Genomic DNA, 19,945 nt, shown 5'->3' with positions numbered 1-19,945 from the left:
ATTATTTTCAATAAAGGCTGTTGGTGTATAGAAAAGAGCCTTTATAAAAGACAGAAAGGGTGGAAAGTATGTTCAAAAAGGTATTGGTCGCTAATCGTGGTGAAATTGCTGTTCGAGTCATGCGGACATGTAAGGCTTTAGGGATTCATACGATTGGCGTTTACTCCGAAGCCGATGGTGAGGCCCCACATGTAAAAATAGCGGATGAAGCCCATCTAATTGGAAGTCCTCGTGTGGCAGAAAGTTATTTGAATATCGATAAAATCTTAGAAGTCGCACGAGTTACAAAAGCAGATGCCATCCATCCTGGGTATGGATTGCTCTCTGAGAATGCTGAATTTGCCAAGAGATGTGAGGAAGCAGGAGTTACGTTCATCGGACCAACTCCTGCGGTTATTTCTAAAATGGGAAGCAAGATTGAATCTCGTAAAGCAATGGAGGAGGCTGGGGTTCCAGTTGTTCCAGGAATCACCTACCCGCTCGCTGATGCCGAGGAGGCAGTAGAAGTAGCGGACAGAATCGGATATCCAGTGATGTTAAAAGCATCCGCTGGCGGAGGCGGAATTGGGATGCAGGTAGTCCGTAACGGTGATGAAATCCGGAAGGCTTTTGCCGGCAACCAAAAACGAGCGACAGATTTCTTTGGCGACGGGGCCATGTACGTTGAAAAATACGTTGAAAGTCCGAGGCATATCGAGATCCAAATCTTAGCAGATGGTTTTGGAAATACGGTTTACCTATGGGAACGTGAATGTTCGATTCAACGCAGGCACCAAAAAGTCGTTGAGGAAGCTCCATCTTCTTTTATTACGGAAGTAACACGTAAAAAAATGGGAGAGGCAGCCGTAAAGGCAGCAAAATCGATTGGTTATAAAAACGCAGGAACCATTGAATTCCTCGTGGATGAAAAGCAAAATTTCTATTTCCTTGAAATGAATACACGTCTCCAAGTGGAGCACCCAGTGACAGAAGAAATAACGGGTTTAGACTTGGTTGAACAGCAATTGCAAATTGCAGCGGGTGAAGCACTAACTTTTACGCAAGAAGAGGTAAAACGTGATGGTCATGCCATTGAAGTAAGAGTCTACGCGGAGGATCCGAAAACCTTCTTCCCGTCTCCAGGAAAAATAACAAAATTAGAGCTCCCAGATGGCATAGGTGTGCGACATGAGCTGGCGATTCATGGACAATCTGTTGTTACGCCTTTTTATGATCCTATGATTGCAAAATTGGTTGTAAAAGGCAGTAACCGCGGCGAAGCGATCCAACGTTTGCAAGCTGCTTTAGAAAATTATCAAATAGTAGGAATTAAAACAAATATTCCTATGCTTAAAGAAGTCATATCCCACCCGGCATTCCATTCAGGTGATACAACAACCAACTTTGTTGAAAAATATTTAAAACCACTAAAAAAATAATAGAGGAGGAATTACATCATGAGTAAAGAAGTAGTAGCAAGTATGGCAGGAAATGTATGGAAGGTGCTGGTTAAGGCTGGGGATCAAGTAGAGGAAGGTCAGGATGTGGCGATTTTAGAATCGATGAAAATGGAAATTCCAATCGCGGCTGAGTTTGATGGAACCGTTAAAGAAGTGAAGGTGAACGAAGGCGATTTTGTGAATGAAGGAGACGTCATTGTAGAAGTTGAATAAATCCTGCGTAATAGGAGAAGGAGATGAAACAATGAAGTGGCCTGCAAATATAACCATTAAAGAGGTTGGACCGCGAGATGGTTTGCAAAATGAGAAGGTTTTTATTTCAACAGAAGACAAAATTACCTGGATTAATCAATTATCAACCAGCGGCCTGAAACATATTGAAATTACCTCTTTTGTGAACCCGAAATGGATTCCAGCACTTTCGGACGCGGTTGCCGTTTCCACCTATATTACCAGACAGCCTGGTGTAACCTATACAGCACTTGTTCCAAACCAGCAGGGTTTAGAGCGGGCATTAAAAGCAGACATCGATGAAGCAGCTGTGTTTATGTCTGCCAGCGAAACTCATAATCTAAAAAATATTAATAAATCTATTGGTGATACGTTCCCCATCATAAGAGATTTGGTCCAAAAAACTCTGGCCGCAGGGAAATTAAGCAGAGGCTATGTGTCTACGGTGTTCGGTTGTCCCTATGAAGGGGATGTTGATTTAGACGCGGTAATAAGGGTATCCGAAACTTTATTTGAGATGGGAATTGGTGAGCTGTCACTTGGGGATACGATCGGGGTAGCAAATCCAAAGCAGGTCCAAGAGGTTTTAGAAGTGTTACTTAAAAGGTTTCCAGCAGATAAATTAGCGATGCACTTCCACGATACCCGCGGAACGGCACTTGCCAATATCTTAGTATCGCTGGAGATGGGTATTACCACATTTGATTCTTCTATTGGAGGATTAGGCGGCTGCCCGTATGCACCAGGTGCAGCGGGGAATGTAGCAACAGATGATTTACTTTATATGCTTGGTGGAATGGGAATTCATACCGGTGTGGATCCGAAAAAGATTTTAGCTGCTTCCACGTACATTCAAGGGAAGATTGGAAAACCATTACCGAGCAAAAGCTTCCAAGCACAAAGCGCCCAATCAGGCTGCAAGATATGAGGAAGGTGACCAAATGGATAAAAAAGTAGTAGTGAACCGGCTGGAAAACGGAATTACATTGATTACATTAAACCGTCCAGAAGCAGCCAATGCTTTATCTGTACAAATGTTAGAAGAACTTCAGGATGCGATTCTTACCTGTAAATTTGATCGGACAGTCCGCTGTATCGTGATAACTGGAGCCGGGGAGAAAGCTTTCTGTGCGGGCGCAGATTTAAAAGAACGGGCAGGAATGGACCCTATTAAGGTACGGAAGACGGTTTCCTTGATCCGTGGAAATAATAATGAGTTAGAAGCTTTGCCACAGCCAGTGATCGCAGCTGTGAACGGTGTTGCGCTTGGCGGGGGAACTGAACTTGCGCTCGCTTGTGATATTCGGATTGCCTCTGAAACAGCGAAGTTTGGTCTTACAGAAACTTCTTTGGGAATTATTCCAGGTGCTGGAGGTACCCAGCGTTTACCGAGATTAGTAGGTAAGGGACGTGCAAAAGAACTTATTTTCACTGCGAGAAGAATCGATGCCAGAGAGGCCTTAGAGATTGGATTAGTAGAGTATATGGTTCCTAGTGGTCAATTAATTGAAAAAGCATTAGAAATTGCAAGCCAAATCGTAAAAAATGGTCCAATTGCTATAGCACAAGCAAAGTTTGCTATCGATAAAGGCAATGATGTCGATCTTAACACCGGTCTTGCCATCGAACAAAATGCCTATGAAGTAACGATTCCGACGAAGGACCGTTTAGAAGGACTGCAGGCCTTTAAGGAAAAAAGACCTCCGGTTTATATGGGAGAATAAGAGAAAACTGAAGGAGGAAAGCATATGTCAGTTGAAATAAATAACCTTCAACAAACACTTGAAGAACGGGTAGAACAAATTAAAAAGGGCGGGCCCCCAAAATATCATGAGAAAAATCAGGAACAAGGAAAACTATTTGTCAGGGATCGCTTAAAACTATTATTCGATTCTGGTTTTGAATTAGAGGATGCGCTTTTTGCGAACTGTCTTGCAGGGGATCTCCCAGCAGATGGTGTATATACTGGAATTGGAAAAATCAATGGTCAAATTGTATGTGTAATGGCCAATGATTCCACGATTAAAGCGGGTTCCTGGGGTGCACGGACGGTTGAGAAAATCATTCGGATCCAAGAAACAGCTGAGAAAATGCGTGTACCATTGCTATACCTTGTGGATTCAGCCGGTGCCCGCATTACCGATCAGGTTGAGATGTTCCCAGGCAGACGCGGAGCAGGCCGAATTTTTTACAATCAAGTGAAGCTTTCCGGGAAAATTCCACAAATTTGTATCTTGTTTGGTCCATCTGCTGCAGGCGGAGCTTATATCCCGGCATTTTGCGATATCGTGATTATGGTAGATAAAAACGCCTCCATGTATCTGGGTTCACCACGGATGGCCGAAATGGTAATCGGAGAAAAAGTTACACTGGAAGAAATGGGTGGCGCCAGGATGCACTGTTCAGTATCCGGTTGTGGAGACGTTTTGGCGAAAAATGAGGAGGAAGCGATTGCGACTGCTCGTGATTATCTTTCTTACTTCCCAGCTAATTTCTCTGAAAAGCCGCCTGTCCTTGAGGCTGTGGCTCCTAAACAATTGAAGAAAACGTTAGAAGAACTGATTCCAGCCAATCAAAATTCACCTTTTAATATGCACGATCTCATTAATGGAATTATCGATGAAGGTTCTTTCTTTGAAATCAAAAAGCTATTTGCAGCTGAACTTATCACAGGTCTTGCACGCCTAAACGGAAAGCCTGTTGGAATCATTGCCAATCAGCCGCGTGTAAAAGGCGGGGTCTTGTTCCATGACACAGCAGATAAAGCAGCTAAATTTATTAATCTTTGTGATGCCTTCCATATTCCGCTCTTGTTCTTAGTGGATGTCCCAGGATTTATGATTGGTACAAAGGTAGAGCGGGCAGGGATTATCCGCCACGGTGCGAAAATGATTTCCGCCATGTCCGAAGCGACTGTTCCAAAAATCTCAGTTATTGTTCGTAAGGCGTATGGTGCAGGGTTATATGCGATGGCTGGCCCGGCATTTGAACCAGATGCTTGTCTTGCCTTGCCTTCTGCTCAAATTGCTGTAATGGGCCCAGAGGCCGCAGTAAATGCAGTGTATGCAAAGAAAATTGCCGAATTGCCGGAAGAAGAGCGTTCTGCTTTTATCGAGGAAAAACGCGATGAATATAAAGAAGATATTGATATTTACCGATTAGCTTCTGAAATGGTGATTGACGGTATTATTCCTGCAAATTCTTTACGTAACGAGCTTGTGAATAGATTCGAAGCATATTCCTCAAAATATGTGATTTTCTCTGAACGAAAGCATTCAGTATATCCGGTTTAGTTGGAAGCAACATTTAAGGTTGGATTAGAAGTATAATATTTTCAATTATAAAAAAGTGAGGCACCTTTCGGACAGGAGGGTGCCTTTTAGCATACTATTGATCATTTTTGTTTTGACATTTGTTCAGGATGTCTTCTATAGTAATAAAGCACTTCTGGGAGGTTGTTTGCCTTCACACCATTTGTTATACATTTTTGAAGGAATTCAAAATCTGCTTCTTTACCTAATCTTCTAGTAAAGCCGCCAAGTCGGTCAAAAACAGATCCCCGAAAAAGAGTTGTCCCATGGCAAATGCAATGTCCTCCATTTTTATAAACTTTATAAATTTCTTCATCGAATTTAATCCACCTTACAGGACGACGTAAGCCAATAAATTTCCCATTTTTGTAATTGAAGAATGACGAAAATAAAGTTCCTACAAGCTCATATTGCGGGTTAGCGTTTAAATAACTGACCTGTTTTTCAATCCTCTCTAAATGTGAAAGATCATCTGAATCCTGAATGGCGATAAATTCACCCTTACTAAGGAACATTCCCATAGTTAAAGGACCTGCATATCCAACGTTCCTCGGCAGTGATATCGCGATGATTCGATCTTTCATTTCTGGTCTTTTTTCTACAGCTTCTCTTTGAAACTCATAAAAAATCTCTAATGTTTTATCGGTGGAACAATCATCTACTAAAATAATCTCTATATCTCTATAAGTTTGTGCCAATATACTTTCCAAACACTCTTTTATATATTTCTCCCTGTTAAAACTAGTGATAATGATACTGACTAAATTCTTTTCTCTCGTGATCAATTCAACCATCTCCATTGTTTTTTCGGTCTTACTTCTATGAGTTCTTGTTGATAATATCAATGGTTTCTTGTAACCCTCTATCCAGTGAATACCTAGGGACCCAGTGTAGTTCCGTTAAGGCTTTCGTATTATCCAGCCTGCTTTGTCCGATATCACCCTCTCGATGAGGTTTAATGACTGGAGGCAAATGGGTGTTTAGCTTTTCCAACATTAAAGTTAGTAATTCATTTATCTTTGATTCTGTATTGGTACTGATATTAAATGTGCGATTCCTTCCATTATGAAGGGCGCTATAGATACCAGCTGCTACATCCTTTACATATATAAAATCTCTTGTCTGCTCACCACCATAAATAATTGGAGGGGCCTGTTCCAAAATAGAATTTAAGAAGATGGAAATTACACCTGCTTCACCATGGGCGTTTTGCCCCGGACCATATACATTAGCAAATCTTAAAATACTGTAATTCAAGCCAAAATGTTCAGCAAATAACCTGATATATTGTTCCGAAGTCTGTTTTGATAGGGAATAAAATGAGATGGGGTGTTGTGGGTGATCTTCATCAATTGGGAGATAGGTTGGTTCACCATATACTGCGGCTGATGATGCAAAAATAAATTTTTTAACATTATATTTCACACAATTTTGAAGGAGATTAATGGTTCCAGCAATATTTGCTAGACAATCTCCTAACGGGTTTTTCATAGAAACTTGTACGGATACCTGTGCAGCAAGATGAACGACGTAATCAGGCTTCTCACTAGCAAATATGTTTTCAATTGATAAATCCTCAATGTCGACCTCGTAAAATGCTGCAGATTTTGGAATACGTTCTTTGATTCCGCTTGATAAATTATCTACAATAACTACATCTATTTTTTCTTTTAATAATTTTTCAACAAAATGGAGACCAATAAAACCTGCTCCCCCTGTAATTAATACCTTCATCAATCATTCACTGCCCATTCTGTTATTTTTCGTTTTCATTTTAAAGTCTAAAAGAATGCAATATTATCATATTAAAATTTACTATTTTGGTTTGTGTGCTAGCCCTTAGAATGGAATTATTTGCGATATCCATTTAGCTGTCCAGAACCTGTCCCCAAAATCTTACATATAAATATATAAGGATGGGGGGAGTGAATAGACTTGATTTCAATCATTACTAGTACAGTAAGGGAACATTTAATAAGTAATATCATTGATAACTACACGAATCAATTATTTCAGGATAAGGAGCTTATCATTATTTTAAATAATGATGCGATGGATATAAACCTCATTAAGGGCAAAATGGGAAGTATTAAGGGTGTGACAATTCATCAACTTCCCCAGGCTTATACCCTTGGAGAATGTTTGAATTATGGTATAGAAAAAGCAAAATATGATGTAATCGCAAAGTTTGACGATGACGATTATTATGGTCCGGAGTATTTAACAGAGGCAATGAATGCACTTAAAACAACAAAAGCTAATATCGTAGGTAAACTTGAATATTTTGTTTTTTTAAAAAGTATGAATGCACTCTTATTGCGTGGTCAAGGGCTTAATAACAAATATGTTAAGAATGTTAGTGGGGCAACCCTGGTTTTTGAAAGATCAATCATAAATAAAATTAAGTTTCCCAACCTCACTTTAGGAGAGGATACTGAATTTCAAAAAAAATGTATTAAGTTTGGTTATAGAATCTATTCAACTAGTAGGTATAATTTCGCTGCGATCAGAGGAAAAAATGTAAATGAACATACTTGGAAAATTAGTGATAAAAGACTAATTGAACACGGAGAAGTTATTGCATATACAGATGACTTTAAAAGCAACGTTATTAAACTATCATGATAATTATCTCAATCTTATATAGGGGGGAAGAAAATGGAGGTTGGAGTAGTTCTTCCAGTTTACAATCAGAAACCACAATATATTGATGAATGTATTCAATCCTTAGAATCCCAAAAATTTCGTGAGTTTCAATTAGTAATTGTCATTGATGGTGCTAATCAAGAAACCGTCCAAGCTGTAAAAGAAGCATCTAACATGTTAACCATTCCTTACGAGATTATTTTTCGAAATGAAAATAAAGGTATTGCATATTCTTTAAATCAAGGATTCTCACACTTAAATGATTGTCGATTTTTAACATGGGTTTCTAGTGATAATCGACATGATCCTAAATTTTTACAAACACTTTATGAACAATTCGTTAATGCACCTGAGGAAACTGTTTTAGTGTATTCCCTTTTTAAACTTATTGATCAAAATGGAAGAAATATGAGGAATGATGTGATTCATCGAGAAACTCAGCTAAAATTTATGTCTCGGAATAAAGCAGACATTCTTCACCAAAATTTTATCGGGGCCTCCTTTTTATTTAAACAATCCGCTTTTGTTAAAGCGGGAGGATATGATACTAGATTTGAAAAAGTTGAAGATTATGAGTTTTGGATTCGACTTCTAGGAATTGGTGAAATTAAATTTATTCCTCATTTTTTGTTGGAATACAGATTAAAAGGGGAACATGCTTATACGACAATCACACCCCCTGATGATATTAGGATAAAAACTGTAGCGGCCAGTAATTATCATTACATGAAGCAAGGAAAGACTCCTAAAGTTACAGTAATGACTAGCTTTTATAATCAGCGAAAATATATTCGACAAGCGATTGAAAGTGTATTAAATCAAACATTTGAAGATTTTCAATTGATATTAATTGATGATGGTTCTACAGATAATCCGTGGCAAGAGATTCTTCAATATAAGGATCCAAGGATCATTCCACTTAAAATTGAAAATAGCGGAAAGGGAAGTGCATTAAATCAAGGCTTACCATTTGCGTTAGGTGAGTATATATTGGAGCTTGATGGTGATGATTGGTTAGAACATGATACGCTTGAAACAATGGTAAGTGAAATGTCCCAACAATCGGGCGATGTCGGTCTATGCTATGGGAATAGAAAGATATGGTTTCAAAAGAGATACAAGCCTATACCAGGTCCTGTTCACAAGGGAATGAATTATAAAAATAAATACGAAGTATTAACAGAATTGAAAACACACTGTCCTCGTTTATATCTAAAAAGTGCAATCGATCACATTGGGGGTTGGCCAACAAGCATAGCTGAGGATTTTGAGATTATGTTAAAACTGGCAGAGCACTATTCGTTTTATTGGATTGACAAAACGCTTTATAATCAGCGCCGGCTAGTGAATAACCTTACTTTAATAAAACAAATAGAATGTCAGCAGCAATTAAAAGATATCATAGAGAAAGTGCTTGAGGAATGGGGGGGACATTACAAACCGCAATTTATTGAGAATAAGGGTATGATTGAGAAAGTTATTCTTTCAAAAGAAAATTAGTTAATTCTAATACTGTATATAAAAATACACCTCCATCAAAATCAAATGGAGGTGTTTTGTATTTGTCACATATCCAGTCCATAATGCTTTTTATAATATTCTTTCGCTTCCTGCAGTTTCTCAGGCTGGCGAAGATTTGAGCTTGGAACAGCTTGCGCCTTATGAACGGCAACTGCGTTTTTGCATACGATGGTTTCATTAATGCCCAAATTCTTGCAGATAAGGAAAAAGGCTGAATCTTCTCGGACAAATAGATTAGGGATGGTTACTTCCTTTTTTAGGGCATGGCGACAAAGGATTAAACAACCTAAAGGTCCCCAGTCCGTTACGGTATACAGTCCTGAAACCGTACGATTTTCTCTCCTTTTCAAGGAGTTCCTAGTAAATTTCATCCTTGAACCTGCAATTTGAACTCTTCCAAATGAATCTGTGACAACCCCCGTATAGATAGAATGCTCTGGGAAGTCTTCAATGCCTTTCATGATAGCATCAAACCAGCCTTCTTTAATAAGCATATCATCATCGAGAGAAATAATAATATCAAATTTTTCTTTCATTTGTTCGAATAAAAAATGACGGCCGCCACCACAACCAATCGGATCCTTATTAATTTCTCCAAGATCATTGAAGCAATGAAGTGTGATTTCCTTGTTTTTCGTTATAGGAATAACCGTCTTAATATCATCATACAGCTTGGGCCCTGAATCATTGTATATATAGATTGTAAAGGGCGATGGGATAAAGGTAACTAGGCGTTCTAGGTTCTCAATTAAGACTTGTTTCCTCACATTAACGGTGGTGATCATGATGCCAATTGACTTACTTTGCATGGTTTACTCCTTTCTAGGTCCACTCTGTAGAGCGGGGTCTATTAATGATTACAAGCTTTTTCTGAGAGAGGAAATAGCCATTTTCATTTCATTTGCGGATTGATAACGATCGCTTTTTTTATAGCTTGTCGCCTTTCTTACTACACTTTGTAGAGCGGGGTCATCTATTTGATTGCAAGTCTTGACAATAAAGAAAGGGGCTTTTCCATTTATTAAATATAAAAGGATACAAGCAATGCTATATAGATCAGTACTATCGTTAAGATGCGATAGACCCTTCATTTTTTGCTCGCGCGGGTAAAAACCTTTCGTGCCCACCATATGCATGCCATTGAATTCCCCATTCTTGTCTTTCACAACTGTACATCCGAAATCTATAATTTGAATGGTTTTTTGATCTTTAGAGAGTAGTATATTGTGAGGTGAAAGATCACAGTGCAGCAGACCTGCTTTATGAAAAGGCTCGATCCCTTCTAGTATGTTCATGGTTATTTCTATTGCCTTGTTAGGGGGATAAATTTTACCATATCTGTAGTAACCAAGTCTTTCTCCGTCTTTAAATCCCATTACAATATAGGAATGCAGCTGATCTTCAAAAAAGTCTATATATTCACAGAGAAAGGGATGTTTAGGGATTCTCTTCATGATATCCGATTCTTTATTTGCCTCTTCACTTTTCATCATGCGCTTAATCGCAATTTCCCGATTGGTTGCTGTATCGAATCCTTTAAAGACCTGGCTTGTTCGCCCCTCGCCTATGTGCTCAGGAAAATAAACATATCTACCGTTCTTTAATTCTTCCATTCAAATCAATCTTCGCTCCTTCTGTTTAAAAATATGTTTTTACCATCTTATGTATCTGAGATATAAAAGGGTCAATAATATAATTGTTTTTCAAAAATTTGGCAGCCTGTCCACACCCTTCAATTCCTTAGTGAGTAAGCTAGTATAATATAAAGCATCTCAGAAAGGAGTTGAAATGAGGTGACAAGGCTTAAGGTAGCTATCATTACGCCAGGGGCTTATCCTATACCTGGCCATAAATCAAGTTCTGTTGAGTTGGTTGTCCAACATACATCCAATCTTTTTCAAAAAGATGTAGATGTAATCATTTTTGGAATGAAAACTAAAAACCAATTATTCATTGAAAGAAGCGGCAACATAACTTTTTATCGTTATTCCTTTAAAACTAAGACTTATATTCAACAAGTAGTAGATCAACTACAACAGGATTTGCCCGATATTATTCAAATAGAGAATCGCCCCAGAATGGTTAAAGCCATTCGTCGTGCATTTCCAAATGCTAAGATAATCCTTAACCTTCATTCCGTAAAATTTATCTCCCCACCATACATGAACGAGCAAAAACTAATTAGTTATTTAAATCTGACGAATGCAATTATGGTTAATAGCCATTTTTTAAAAAATTATGTAGTAAACCACACCAATTGTAATTCAGAAAAAATTATTGTTAATCATTTGGGTGTAAACACTGAACAATTTAAATCAAAATGGGAGCTTGATAGTAGGGCCTCATTAGAGATTTTAAAAAAACAACTAGGTGTACCCAATTATAAAATTCTCTTATATGTAGGTAGATTAATTGAAATTAAAGGGGTGCACCATATTTTAGAAGCTATGTCAGAGCTAATTAAAGCTGACCCTACTATTCGGCTAATAATTGCAGGAAGCGCACTTGAATTTTCTTCTAAACATACGGAATATGCTGCCCGTTTAATTAAACAGACGAAGGAAATAGAAGATTACGTTGTTTTTACTTCTTTTATACCACATGATAAGATTCATGAATTGTTTCAAATATCAGATATACTAGTAGTTCCTTCTGCAGAAAATGAAGCTTTTGGACTTGTAAATGTAGAAGGGATGTCAACCGGTACCCCTGTCATTGCTACAAAATCCGGTGGTATGCCTGAAATTATTGAACACGGAAAAACCGGATTTTTAATAGACCCTTCTAATGTTCGTGAAGAATTAACTAAATACATTCTTTGCTTGTTGTCAAATCCGGTAAAAATACAGGAAATGGGCATAGAAAGTGTTTTACGGGTAAGAAACAATTTTACCTGGCAGCATACGGTTGAAAGAATGTTAAAGCTATACCAAGAATTGCAAGAAGGATAAAGAGGCCATGGGCATTTATATGTCTGTGGCTTTTTTTGGTTTTTATGCATACATGATGAAACCAAGGAACAACCTAGTAGTTTCTTGGTTTCATTTGAGGCAAAATTACTTCTTCAGTAATTTACAATTACTGCGTTCATAACACTCATTATTTAAACTGATCCAACCTGTTGAAATATTGGATAAGGAATTGATAGAAATTCTTTTCGGATGGTGCAATGTCTCTATGTTTCGGAGTAATCACCCCAACTGTACGCATGGCCTTTGGTGTTTCAATCGGTACTTTGACTGTGAATCGTGGAACAGAATCATAAAAAGTGCTCTCGGGTAAAAGACTAACGCCGATCCCCGCAGAAACAAGTCCTTTTAACGCATCCATATCCTCTCCTTCGGACGCAATGTTCGGTTCAAAGCCAGCCTCATGACAGGCATCTACAGCAATTTTTCGCAGGACATATCCTTCTGGAAATAAGACAAAAGGATCTGTCCGCAAGTCACTTAAATACAGACTTTTGCTTTCAGCCAAGGGGTGATGTTCAGGAAGCAAGGCAACGATACTTTCCATAAATAAAATCTTAGCCTCGAGATCAGGTTCCTTCATGGGGACAGGACCTAGAAAGGCTAAATCGATTTCCCCGTTTTTTACCGCTTCGATTAAATAGGCATAGGAGCCATGCCGCAAATGGAAATTCACATGGGGTGCAACTTCCTTGTAAGCCGAAATAAGAGTTGGAAGCCAATAGATGGAAAGACTCGAAGGATATCCAATATTAATCGTACCTCCTAATGGGTTGAGGTATTCTTCTATTTTTTCTTTCCCCTCTTCTAATGTTTTTAAAGCACTTACAGCAAATTGTAAAAAAATGTTCCCAATCGGTGTAATCTTAATATTTCTGCCGACTCTTTCTAATAACTTAACACCTAGCTCCTCTTCTAGTTTAGTAATTTGATAGCTGACGGCTGATTGTGCCACGTTTAGGTGATCAGCTGCCTCGGTAACATGCTGCCGCTCTGCAACTTCGATTAAATAACGTAATTGACGAAGCTCCAATGCTATTCCACCTCCTATTTATATAAAAATTAGATTGGTTTGATATAAATTATATATTGTTTGTATTGATTAGAAAACCTAAAATAATTCATATAAGAAATTTATACAAAAATAACCAAAAGGGAGAGATTTGTTATGACGTATCATCAACTACCAAAAGCACAAGGTCTCTACCGTCCAGAATTTGAACATGATGCCTGTGGAATTGGCTTGTATGCTCACATAAAAGGGAATGCTACCCACGATATTGTGGCAAAAGGGCTAAAAATGCTTTGCAAATTGGATCACCGCGGCGGACAGGGGAGTGACCCGCTTACGGGAGATGGAGCGGGGCTTATGGTTCAGATACCTGATTTATTTTTCCGTAAAGAATGTTCATCCATAAACTTACCTGAAAAAGGGAAATACGGTGTGGGGATGGTGTTTTTCTCAAAGGATGATAGCGAACGGGAAGTGATTGAATCAAAGATTAATAATTTTGTTGAACAAGAGGGAAAAACGGTACTAGGCTGGAGAACAGTACCAGTCAATATTGAATCAATCGGGGAGGCGGCGCAGGAAAGCTGTCCGGTAATTCGCCAGTTGTTTGTTGCTAACAACGAAAAAAGTACGGATCCATTAGCATTCGAACGAAAATTGTATGTAATTCGGAAACGAGCTGAAAATTGGGCAAAGGAGTCTGAACATCGTTTTTATTTTGCTAGTCTTTCTAGCAGGACCATTGTTTACAAGGGGCTGTTAACACCTGAACAAGTAGATCAGTTCTATTTGGATTTACAGGATGAGAATTTTATCTCTGCGTTTGCTCTTGTGCACTCACGGTTCAGTACGAACACGTTTCCGAGCTGGGAAAGAGCACATCCTAACCGATACTTAATTCATAATGGTGAAATCAATACCCTTCAGGGAAATATTCACTGGATGAAGGCGCGTGAAAGGCAATTCGTTTCCGAGGCGTTTGGAAGTGATTTGGAAAAAGTCCTGCCCATCCTTGGTACGGACGGAAGTGATTCTTCTATATTGGACAATGCCCTTGAATTTTTGGTGCTTGCTGGACGAAAACCAGCACATGCAGCCATGATGCTCGTTCCAGAGCCCTGGTCTGAAAACCCTCATATGACGGGTGAGAAGCGAGCTTTTTATGAATATCACAGTTCATTAATGGAGCCTTGGGATGGGCCTTCTGCTATTTCTTTCACCGACGGCAAACAAATAGGTGCTATTTTAGATCGAAACGGGCTTCGTCCGGCGCGTTATTATGTTACAGAAGATGATTATATCATTTTTTCTTCAGAGGTTGGCGTCATTGATGTAGAGCCAGAAAAGGTGTTATACAAAGAGCGGCTGAGCCCGGGAAGAATGCTGTTACTTGATTTAGAAGAAGGACGTATCATTTCCGATGATGAAATCAAATCACAGTTGGCTCAGGAACAACCTTATCAGCAATGGCTAAATGAACAGCTTGTCCGTTTAGAAGTGAAGGTAGAGGTTGAGGGAGAGATTCCATCAGATTTATTGGTCCGTCAAAAAGCCTTTGGATATACGTATGAAGATATTCAAAAATATATCCTTCCAGTTGTGAGTGAGGGGAAAGACCCGCTTGGAGCGATGGGAATAGATATACCTCTTGCGGTACTATCAGACCACCCGCAGCCTTTGTTTAACTACTTTAAGCAATTATTTGCACAGGTAACGAACCCGCCAATTGATTCTATACGTGAGACAATCGTCACTTCAACCATTTCCTATTTAGGGGCGGAAGGGAATTTACTTCATCCAACTGCAGAAAATTGCCGACGGATTCAGCTGAAAACACCGATTCTTACCAACTGCCAGCTTGAAGAATTAAAGAAAAGCGAACGATTTAAAAGCAAAGTAATCGAAATTTTGTTTTCGGAATATTTGGATAATAGATTGAACGAAATTTGTACTCAAGCAGAAGAAGCAATTGATGAAGGGGCGAGTTTAATCATCCTTTCTGATCGTAATATGAATGAAAGTAATGCTGCCATTCCATCCTTACTAGCAGCGAGTAGCCTTCATCAGCACCTAATTCGCTTAGGTATAAGAACAAAGGCAAGCATTTTGGTTGAAACCGGTGAGGCAAGAGAAGTTCATCATTTTGCAGTATTGCTCGGTTATGGTGTAGATGCCATTAATCCTTACCTGCCTTTTTCGATTTATCAGGATGCTTACCAGAAAGGCATTTTCCCGTATACCTATCAAGAAGCAGTTGAAAAATACGTAAATGCCATGACTGAAGGTGTTGTTAAGGTCATGTCCAAAATGGGGATTTCAACCATGCAAAGTTACCGCGGTGCACAAATTTTTGAAGCGGTTGGTATTAGCACGGAGGTGATTGATCGCTGCTTTACTGGTACAGTTTCCCAGCTTGGAGGAATTGGTTTAGATGTCATAGCTGAGGAGGCGAAGCTTCGCCACGTAGCAGCTTATGCTGATTTGGGCGACAACACTTTAGAATCAGGAAGTAATTTGCAATGGAGACATGATGGCGAACACCATGCCTTTAATCCTGGAACTATCCATACACTGCAATGGGCTTGCCGCAATGGTGACTATAAATTATTTAAGAAATATTCGACACTTGCCAATGAGGAGAGGCTTGGCTTTCTACGTAACTTATTCACTTTTAATGGTTCGAGAGCGGCTGTCCCAATCGAGGAAGTAGAATCCGTTGATTCAATCGTCCTCCGTTTTAAAACAGGTGCGATGTCATTTGGCTCTATTAGTAAGGAAGCTCATGAAACATTAGCGATTGCCATGAATCGTCTAGGTGGAAAAAGTAACTCCGGTGAAGGCGGTGAAGATTCGAGCCGTTCCTATTTAGATGAAAATGGCGACAACAGAGGAAGTGCCATTAAACAAGTTGCTTCCGGTCGATTTGGTGTAAAAAGTCATTACCTTGTTCATGCCAAAGAACTGCAAATAAAAATGGCACAAGGAGCAAAACCAGGTGAAGGCGGCCAGTTGATGGGTACGAAAGTATATCCGTGGATAGCCGGCGTTCGAGGGGCAACGCCAGGAGTCAGCTTAATTTCTCCTCCGCCGCACCATGACATATACTCCATCGAGGATTTGGCTCAGCTGATCCATGATTTGAAAAATGCAAACCGTGATGCCCGCATCAGCGTAAAACTTGTTTCCAAGGGCGGAGTTGGAACCATCGCTGCTGGTGTGGCTAAAGCTGTTGCCGATGTGATTGTAATCAGCGGTTACGATGGAGGAACGGGTGCCTCCCCGAAAACGAGTATTCAACATGCTGGATTGCCATGGGAGCTTGGATTAGCAGAGGCGCACCAAACGCTTATGCTGAATGGTTTACGAGACCGGGTTGTACTTGAAACAGACGGAAAATTAATGACAGGTCTTGATGTTGTCATGGCAGCCCTCTTGGGGGCAGAGGAATATGCTTTTGCAACAGCACCTCTTGTTGTTCTTGGTTGTGTGATGATGCGTGTTTGTCATTTGGATACATGTCCTGTCGGAATCGCTACTCAAAACCCAGAGCTGCGTAGAAGGTTTACCGGAGAAGCTGATTCTATCGTTAACTTTATGCGTTTTGTTGCACAGGAAGTACGTGAGCTTATGGCTGAACTAGGTTTTAGAAGTGTGGAGGAAATGGTCGGTCGTACCGATGTACTAATGGTAAGTGAGCGGGGAAGAGCACATTGGAAAGCTAAGCATCTGGATTTAACTAGATTGCTTTATAAGCCTGAAGGAACGCGCACCTTTAAACGTCCGCAAAATCATAAAATTGATGAAACGCTTGATATAAAAAGAATCATTCCGGCTGTTCAACACACTTTAGAGCAGGGGGTACCCGTGGATGTCAGCTTCCCGATTACGAACGTAAATCGCGTGACTGGAACGATGGTTGGCAGTGAACTAACTAAACGCTATGGTGAAAATGGTCTTCCGGAGGATACCATTACACTAAGATTTACCGGTTCTGCCGGGCAAAGCTTTGGTGCCTTTATACCGAAAGGGCAGACGTTATTTCTTACAGGGGATGCAAACGATTATGTTGGAAAAGGTCTGTCTGGAGGAAAAATCATCGTTAAAGCAGATGAACACACAAAGATTGCTTCAGGAGAAAATGTGATTGCTGGAAATGTCGCCTTCATCGGGGCAACAAGCGGCGAAGCTTATATTAACGGACGTGCAGGGGAACGTTTTGCCGTCCGTAACAGCGGTGCAAATGTGGTGGTTGAAGGAATTGGCGACCATGGCTGTGAGTATATGACTGGAGGCCGTGTGGTGATATTAGGGGATGTTGGCAAAAACTTTGCAGCCGGAATGTCCGGCGGTATTGCCTACGTTTTAACGGAAGACAAGGATGCATTTAAAGCTTTATGTAATCAAGAATTGATTGAATTTGAATCGGTAGCAACTGTTGCTGATCAGGAAGAGCTTAAAAGGTTAATTGAAAACCATTTCCGTTATACCCAAAGTGTGAAGGCAAGCTGTGTTCTAGAAAACTGGAAAGAATGTGTAAGAAAATTTGCCAAAGTCATTCCGAAGGATTATAAACGGATGATTTCTTTGATTGAGGAGCAAAAGCTAGCAGGTCTGCCGGAAGAAAAAGCCGTTATGCGTGCCTTCTTAGAAAATTCCTCCATAAAACCAGAATTATCAAAACAGAAGGAACCAGGAATTCGCTAGGTGGGGGAGAGAGAAGATGGGGAAAACAACCGGATTTATGGAATACTCCCGTGTAAAAGTGGGAGAAAGGCACCCGCTGACACGCTTGAAGGATTGGAAAGAGTGTACTGCTCCTTTTTCTGCTGAAAAGTTAAGCATACAGGGAGCTCGGTGCATGGATTGCGCCACCCCTTTCTGCCATACCGGGATGGAGATTCAAGGTGCCGTTTCAGGCTGTCCAATCCACAATCTGATACCAGAGTGGAATGACCTCGTCTATCGAGGTCGGTGGAAAGAAGCACTCGAAAGGCTGCTGAAGACTAATAACTTTCCTGAGTTTACAGGAAGGGTTTGTCCTGCACCGTGTGAAGGTTCATGTACGTTGGCGATTTCGGATCCTGCAGTAACGATTAAAAATATCGAACAAGCGATTATTGATAAAGGATTTGAAAATGGATGGATCACACCGAGGATCCCGGCCACGGTGACTGGAAAGAAAGTGGCCATTATTGGTTCCGGTCCTGCAGGTTTATCGGCTGCTGATCAGCTGAACCAAGCAGGACATTCAGTAACCATTTTTGAGCGTGCCGACCGTCCTGGCGGTTTGCTGATGTATGGAATTCCGAATATGAAGCTTGAAAAAGAAGTAGTTGAACGCAGGATACGTTTGTTGAAGCAGGAAGGCATTAATTTTGTAACGAATACGGAAGTTGGCAAGGATATCACACCTACAGAACTCCAAGCACAGTTCGATGCTGTAATCCTTTGTACAGGTGCGCAAAAGCATCGAGATTTAGGGATTGAAGGTAGTGAAGCGAAAGGGATTCACCTTGCAATGGATTATTTAACGTTAGCTACGAAAAGTCTATTGGATTCGAATTTTGAGGATGACCAATTTATTAATGTAGAAGGCAAAGATGTCATTGTGATTGGCGGTGGCGATACAGGTGCAGACTGTGTGGCAACGGCTCTTCGTCAGAAATGCCGCAGTATTGTTCAATTTGGGAAGCATCCACAATTACCTGCTGGACGTACTTCTGATAACTTATGGCCAGCATATCCAAATGTTTTTACCAAGGATTATGCATATAGAGAAGCAGAGGCAATATTCTGGGAAGACCCTCGTCAATATTGTATTCAAACGAAGAAAATTGTGGCCGATGAGAATGGTACCGTGAAAGAACTTCACACCATCCAAATGGAGAAGCATAAGGATGAGGCAGGGCGTTATTTTTTCAAAGAAATTCCTGGTACAGAAAAAGTATGGCCCGCTCAGTTCGTGTTTGTTGCCATTGGCTTTGAGGGAACAGAGCAGCCACTGTTAACCCAATTTGGTGTCGAAACTGTTGATCATAAGATAAAAGCTGCATATGGTGATTTCAAAACCAATGTCGAAGGAGTGTTTGCTGCCGGTGATGCCAGAAGGGGTCAAAGCCTCATCGTATGGGCAATAAACGAAGGCAGGGAAGTCGCACGGGAAGTTCACACATACTTGCTGGGGTGAAAAAAACTCATTTTAACTTAACCTGCTAAATTTATAAATTATTGAACTAAACCGCACAGTATTGATTACTAGTGCGTTTAGTTTTACTTGAATGTTCTTAATTAAGAACTTATAATTAGTATGAGTTGATTAAAAATGAAGGCGGGGTGTTTTCTTGAAACGCAGGGAAGTTGTGATTTATGCAAAAACATATGATGTATTGAACGATGAAGGAAATTTGGTTCAAGTCGGTGAAATACATATTCTTAATAAGAAACAAACTTTTTCGAATGATAAGGGTGTTTCAAACGGTCACAGTATTGCTCAGCTAGAGGTACCATTTGATGTAGCTCAAAAGGTTATTGGGCAAGTACCAGCAATCTGTGATATTGAATATGAAATTACGGTCGTAAATAAAGTGCTTGTACTGCTTCCAAGAAGTGTTCAAGTAATGAAAGAGATTGAAAGTTTAATAATATTTGAAGAAACCGGCCATATGAGTGCGTTCTCATAACCTGAAATAAGAAGTTTTACCCTAATAAAAGCCGTTCTCTAAAACAAGAAAAAAGAGAGAATGGTTTTTTATTTTGTAAAAAAAACGAATTTTTTGAAAATAGATTGACTACATCAATCGAAACGTGTTATAAACA

General features: G+C 39.8%; 16 protein-coding genes. 11 read left to right on the top strand and 5 right to left on the bottom strand.

Annotated features, from left to right (window positions below; translation table 11 throughout):
• Positions 1 to 68: 68 nt before the first annotated feature.
• Genes V7108_RS11765 through V7108_RS11745 form a run of 5 tightly spaced genes read left to right on the top strand, consistent with a single transcriptional unit; the run spans position 69 to position 4,963 of the window.
• Entirely contained in the window at positions 69 to 1,418 is a 1,350-nt protein-coding gene (locus V7108_RS11765) for an acetyl-CoA carboxylase biotin carboxylase subunit (RefSeq protein WP_335518113.1), read from the top strand.
• Positions 1,419 to 1,436: 18 nt separating this feature from the next.
• Positions 1,437 to 1,652 (top strand): acetyl-CoA carboxylase biotin carboxyl carrier protein subunit, encoded by a 216-nt coding sequence (locus tag V7108_RS11760; RefSeq protein WP_335568332.1) that lies wholly within the window; start codon positions 1,437 to 1,439, stop codon positions 1,650 to 1,652.
• 31 nt (positions 1,653 to 1,683) lie between these two features.
• Positions 1,684 to 2,598 (top strand): hydroxymethylglutaryl-CoA lyase, encoded by a 915-nt coding sequence (locus V7108_RS11755; protein WP_335515089.1) that lies wholly within the window; start codon positions 1,684 to 1,686, stop codon positions 2,596 to 2,598.
• A gap of 13 nt (positions 2,599 to 2,611) precedes the next feature.
• Positions 2,612 to 3,394, top strand: coding sequence for an enoyl-CoA hydratase (locus tag V7108_RS11750; protein ID WP_335515086.1), 783 nt, complete (start codon positions 2,612 to 2,614; stop codon positions 3,392 to 3,394).
• Positions 3,395 to 3,418: 24 nt separating this feature from the next.
• On the top strand, positions 3,419 to 4,963 hold the full coding sequence (locus tag V7108_RS11745; RefSeq protein ID WP_335515084.1) for an acyl-CoA carboxylase subunit beta: 1,545 nt from the start codon (positions 3,419 to 3,421) through the stop codon (positions 4,961 to 4,963).
• A gap of 101 nt (positions 4,964 to 5,064) precedes the next feature.
• Here V7108_RS11745 and V7108_RS11740 read toward each other — a convergent pair whose 3' ends face one another.
• Positions 5,065 to 5,766: a glycosyltransferase family 2 protein gene (locus V7108_RS11740; protein WP_335568331.1), complete on the bottom strand. Its 702-nt coding sequence runs from the start codon at positions 5,764 to 5,766 to the stop codon at positions 5,065 to 5,067.
• Between the two features lie 34 nt (positions 5,767 to 5,800).
• Positions 5,801 to 6,715 carry an NAD-dependent epimerase/dehydratase family protein gene (locus V7108_RS11735; RefSeq protein ID WP_335568330.1) on the bottom strand — a complete coding sequence of 305 codons (915 nt, stop codon included), beginning with the start codon at positions 6,713 to 6,715 and terminating at the stop codon, positions 5,801 to 5,803.
• A gap of 201 nt (positions 6,716 to 6,916) precedes the next feature.
• Here V7108_RS11735 and V7108_RS11730 point away from each other — a divergent pair, with 201 nt between their 5' ends.
• Complete coding sequence (locus tag V7108_RS11730) at positions 6,917 to 7,606, top strand: glycosyltransferase (RefSeq protein WP_335568329.1); 690 nt, start codon at positions 6,917 to 6,919, stop codon at positions 7,604 to 7,606.
• Positions 7,607 to 7,639: 33 nt separating this feature from the next.
• A complete protein-coding gene (locus V7108_RS11725) occupies positions 7,640 to 9,127 on the top strand; it encodes a glycosyltransferase family 2 protein (RefSeq protein ID WP_335568328.1) in 1,488 nt (495 codons plus the stop codon).
• 65 nt (positions 9,128 to 9,192) lie between these two features.
• Here V7108_RS11725 and V7108_RS11720 read toward each other — a convergent pair whose 3' ends face one another.
• On the bottom strand, positions 9,193 to 9,957 hold the full coding sequence (locus V7108_RS11720) for a glycosyltransferase family 2 protein (RefSeq protein ID WP_335515071.1): 765 nt from the start codon (positions 9,955 to 9,957) through the stop codon (positions 9,193 to 9,195).
• Between the two features lie 48 nt (positions 9,958 to 10,005).
• Positions 10,006 to 10,761 (bottom strand): serine/threonine-protein kinase, encoded by a 756-nt coding sequence (locus tag V7108_RS11715; protein ID WP_335515068.1) that lies wholly within the window; start codon positions 10,759 to 10,761, stop codon positions 10,006 to 10,008.
• Positions 10,762 to 10,941: 180 nt separating this feature from the next.
• On the opposite strand from V7108_RS11715, the gene V7108_RS11710 reads away from it, so the two are divergent.
• Positions 10,942 to 12,099 (top strand): glycosyltransferase family 4 protein, encoded by a 1,158-nt coding sequence (locus tag V7108_RS11710; RefSeq protein ID WP_335568327.1) that lies wholly within the window; start codon positions 10,942 to 10,944, stop codon positions 12,097 to 12,099.
• A 148-nt stretch (positions 12,100 to 12,247) separates the two neighbouring features.
• Here the strand turns inward: V7108_RS11710 and V7108_RS11705 are convergent, their stop codons facing one another.
• Positions 12,248 to 13,150: a LysR family transcriptional regulator gene (locus tag V7108_RS11705; RefSeq protein ID WP_335568326.1), complete on the bottom strand. Its 903-nt coding sequence runs from the start codon at positions 13,148 to 13,150 to the stop codon at positions 12,248 to 12,250.
• 135 nt (positions 13,151 to 13,285) lie between these two features.
• On the opposite strand from V7108_RS11705, the gene gltB reads away from it, so the two are divergent.
• The 3 genes from gltB (at position 13,286) to V7108_RS11690 (ending at position 19,809) form a co-directional block, all read left to right on the top strand.
• Entirely contained in the window at positions 13,286 to 17,833 is a 4,548-nt protein-coding gene (gltB, locus tag V7108_RS11700) for a glutamate synthase large subunit (RefSeq protein WP_335568325.1), read from the top strand.
• A 16-nt stretch (positions 17,834 to 17,849) separates the two neighbouring features.
• A complete protein-coding gene (gene gltD, locus V7108_RS11695) occupies positions 17,850 to 19,316 on the top strand; it encodes a glutamate synthase small subunit (protein WP_335568324.1) in 1,467 nt (488 codons plus the stop codon).
• Between the two features lie 154 nt (positions 19,317 to 19,470).
• Positions 19,471 to 19,809, top strand: coding sequence for a hypothetical protein (locus V7108_RS11690; RefSeq protein ID WP_335568323.1), 339 nt, complete (start codon positions 19,471 to 19,473; stop codon positions 19,807 to 19,809).
• The last annotated feature ends 136 nt before the right edge of the window (positions 19,810 to 19,945 follow it).

It is taken from the genome of Neobacillus vireti, from assembly GCF_036962345.1.
GTDB classification, from domain to species: Bacteria; Bacillota; Bacilli; order Bacillales; family Cytobacillaceae; genus Neobacillus; species Neobacillus vireti_A.
The sequence above is the reverse complement of the archived record's forward strand: the minus strand, read 5'-3'. Positions and strand labels throughout refer to the sequence as shown.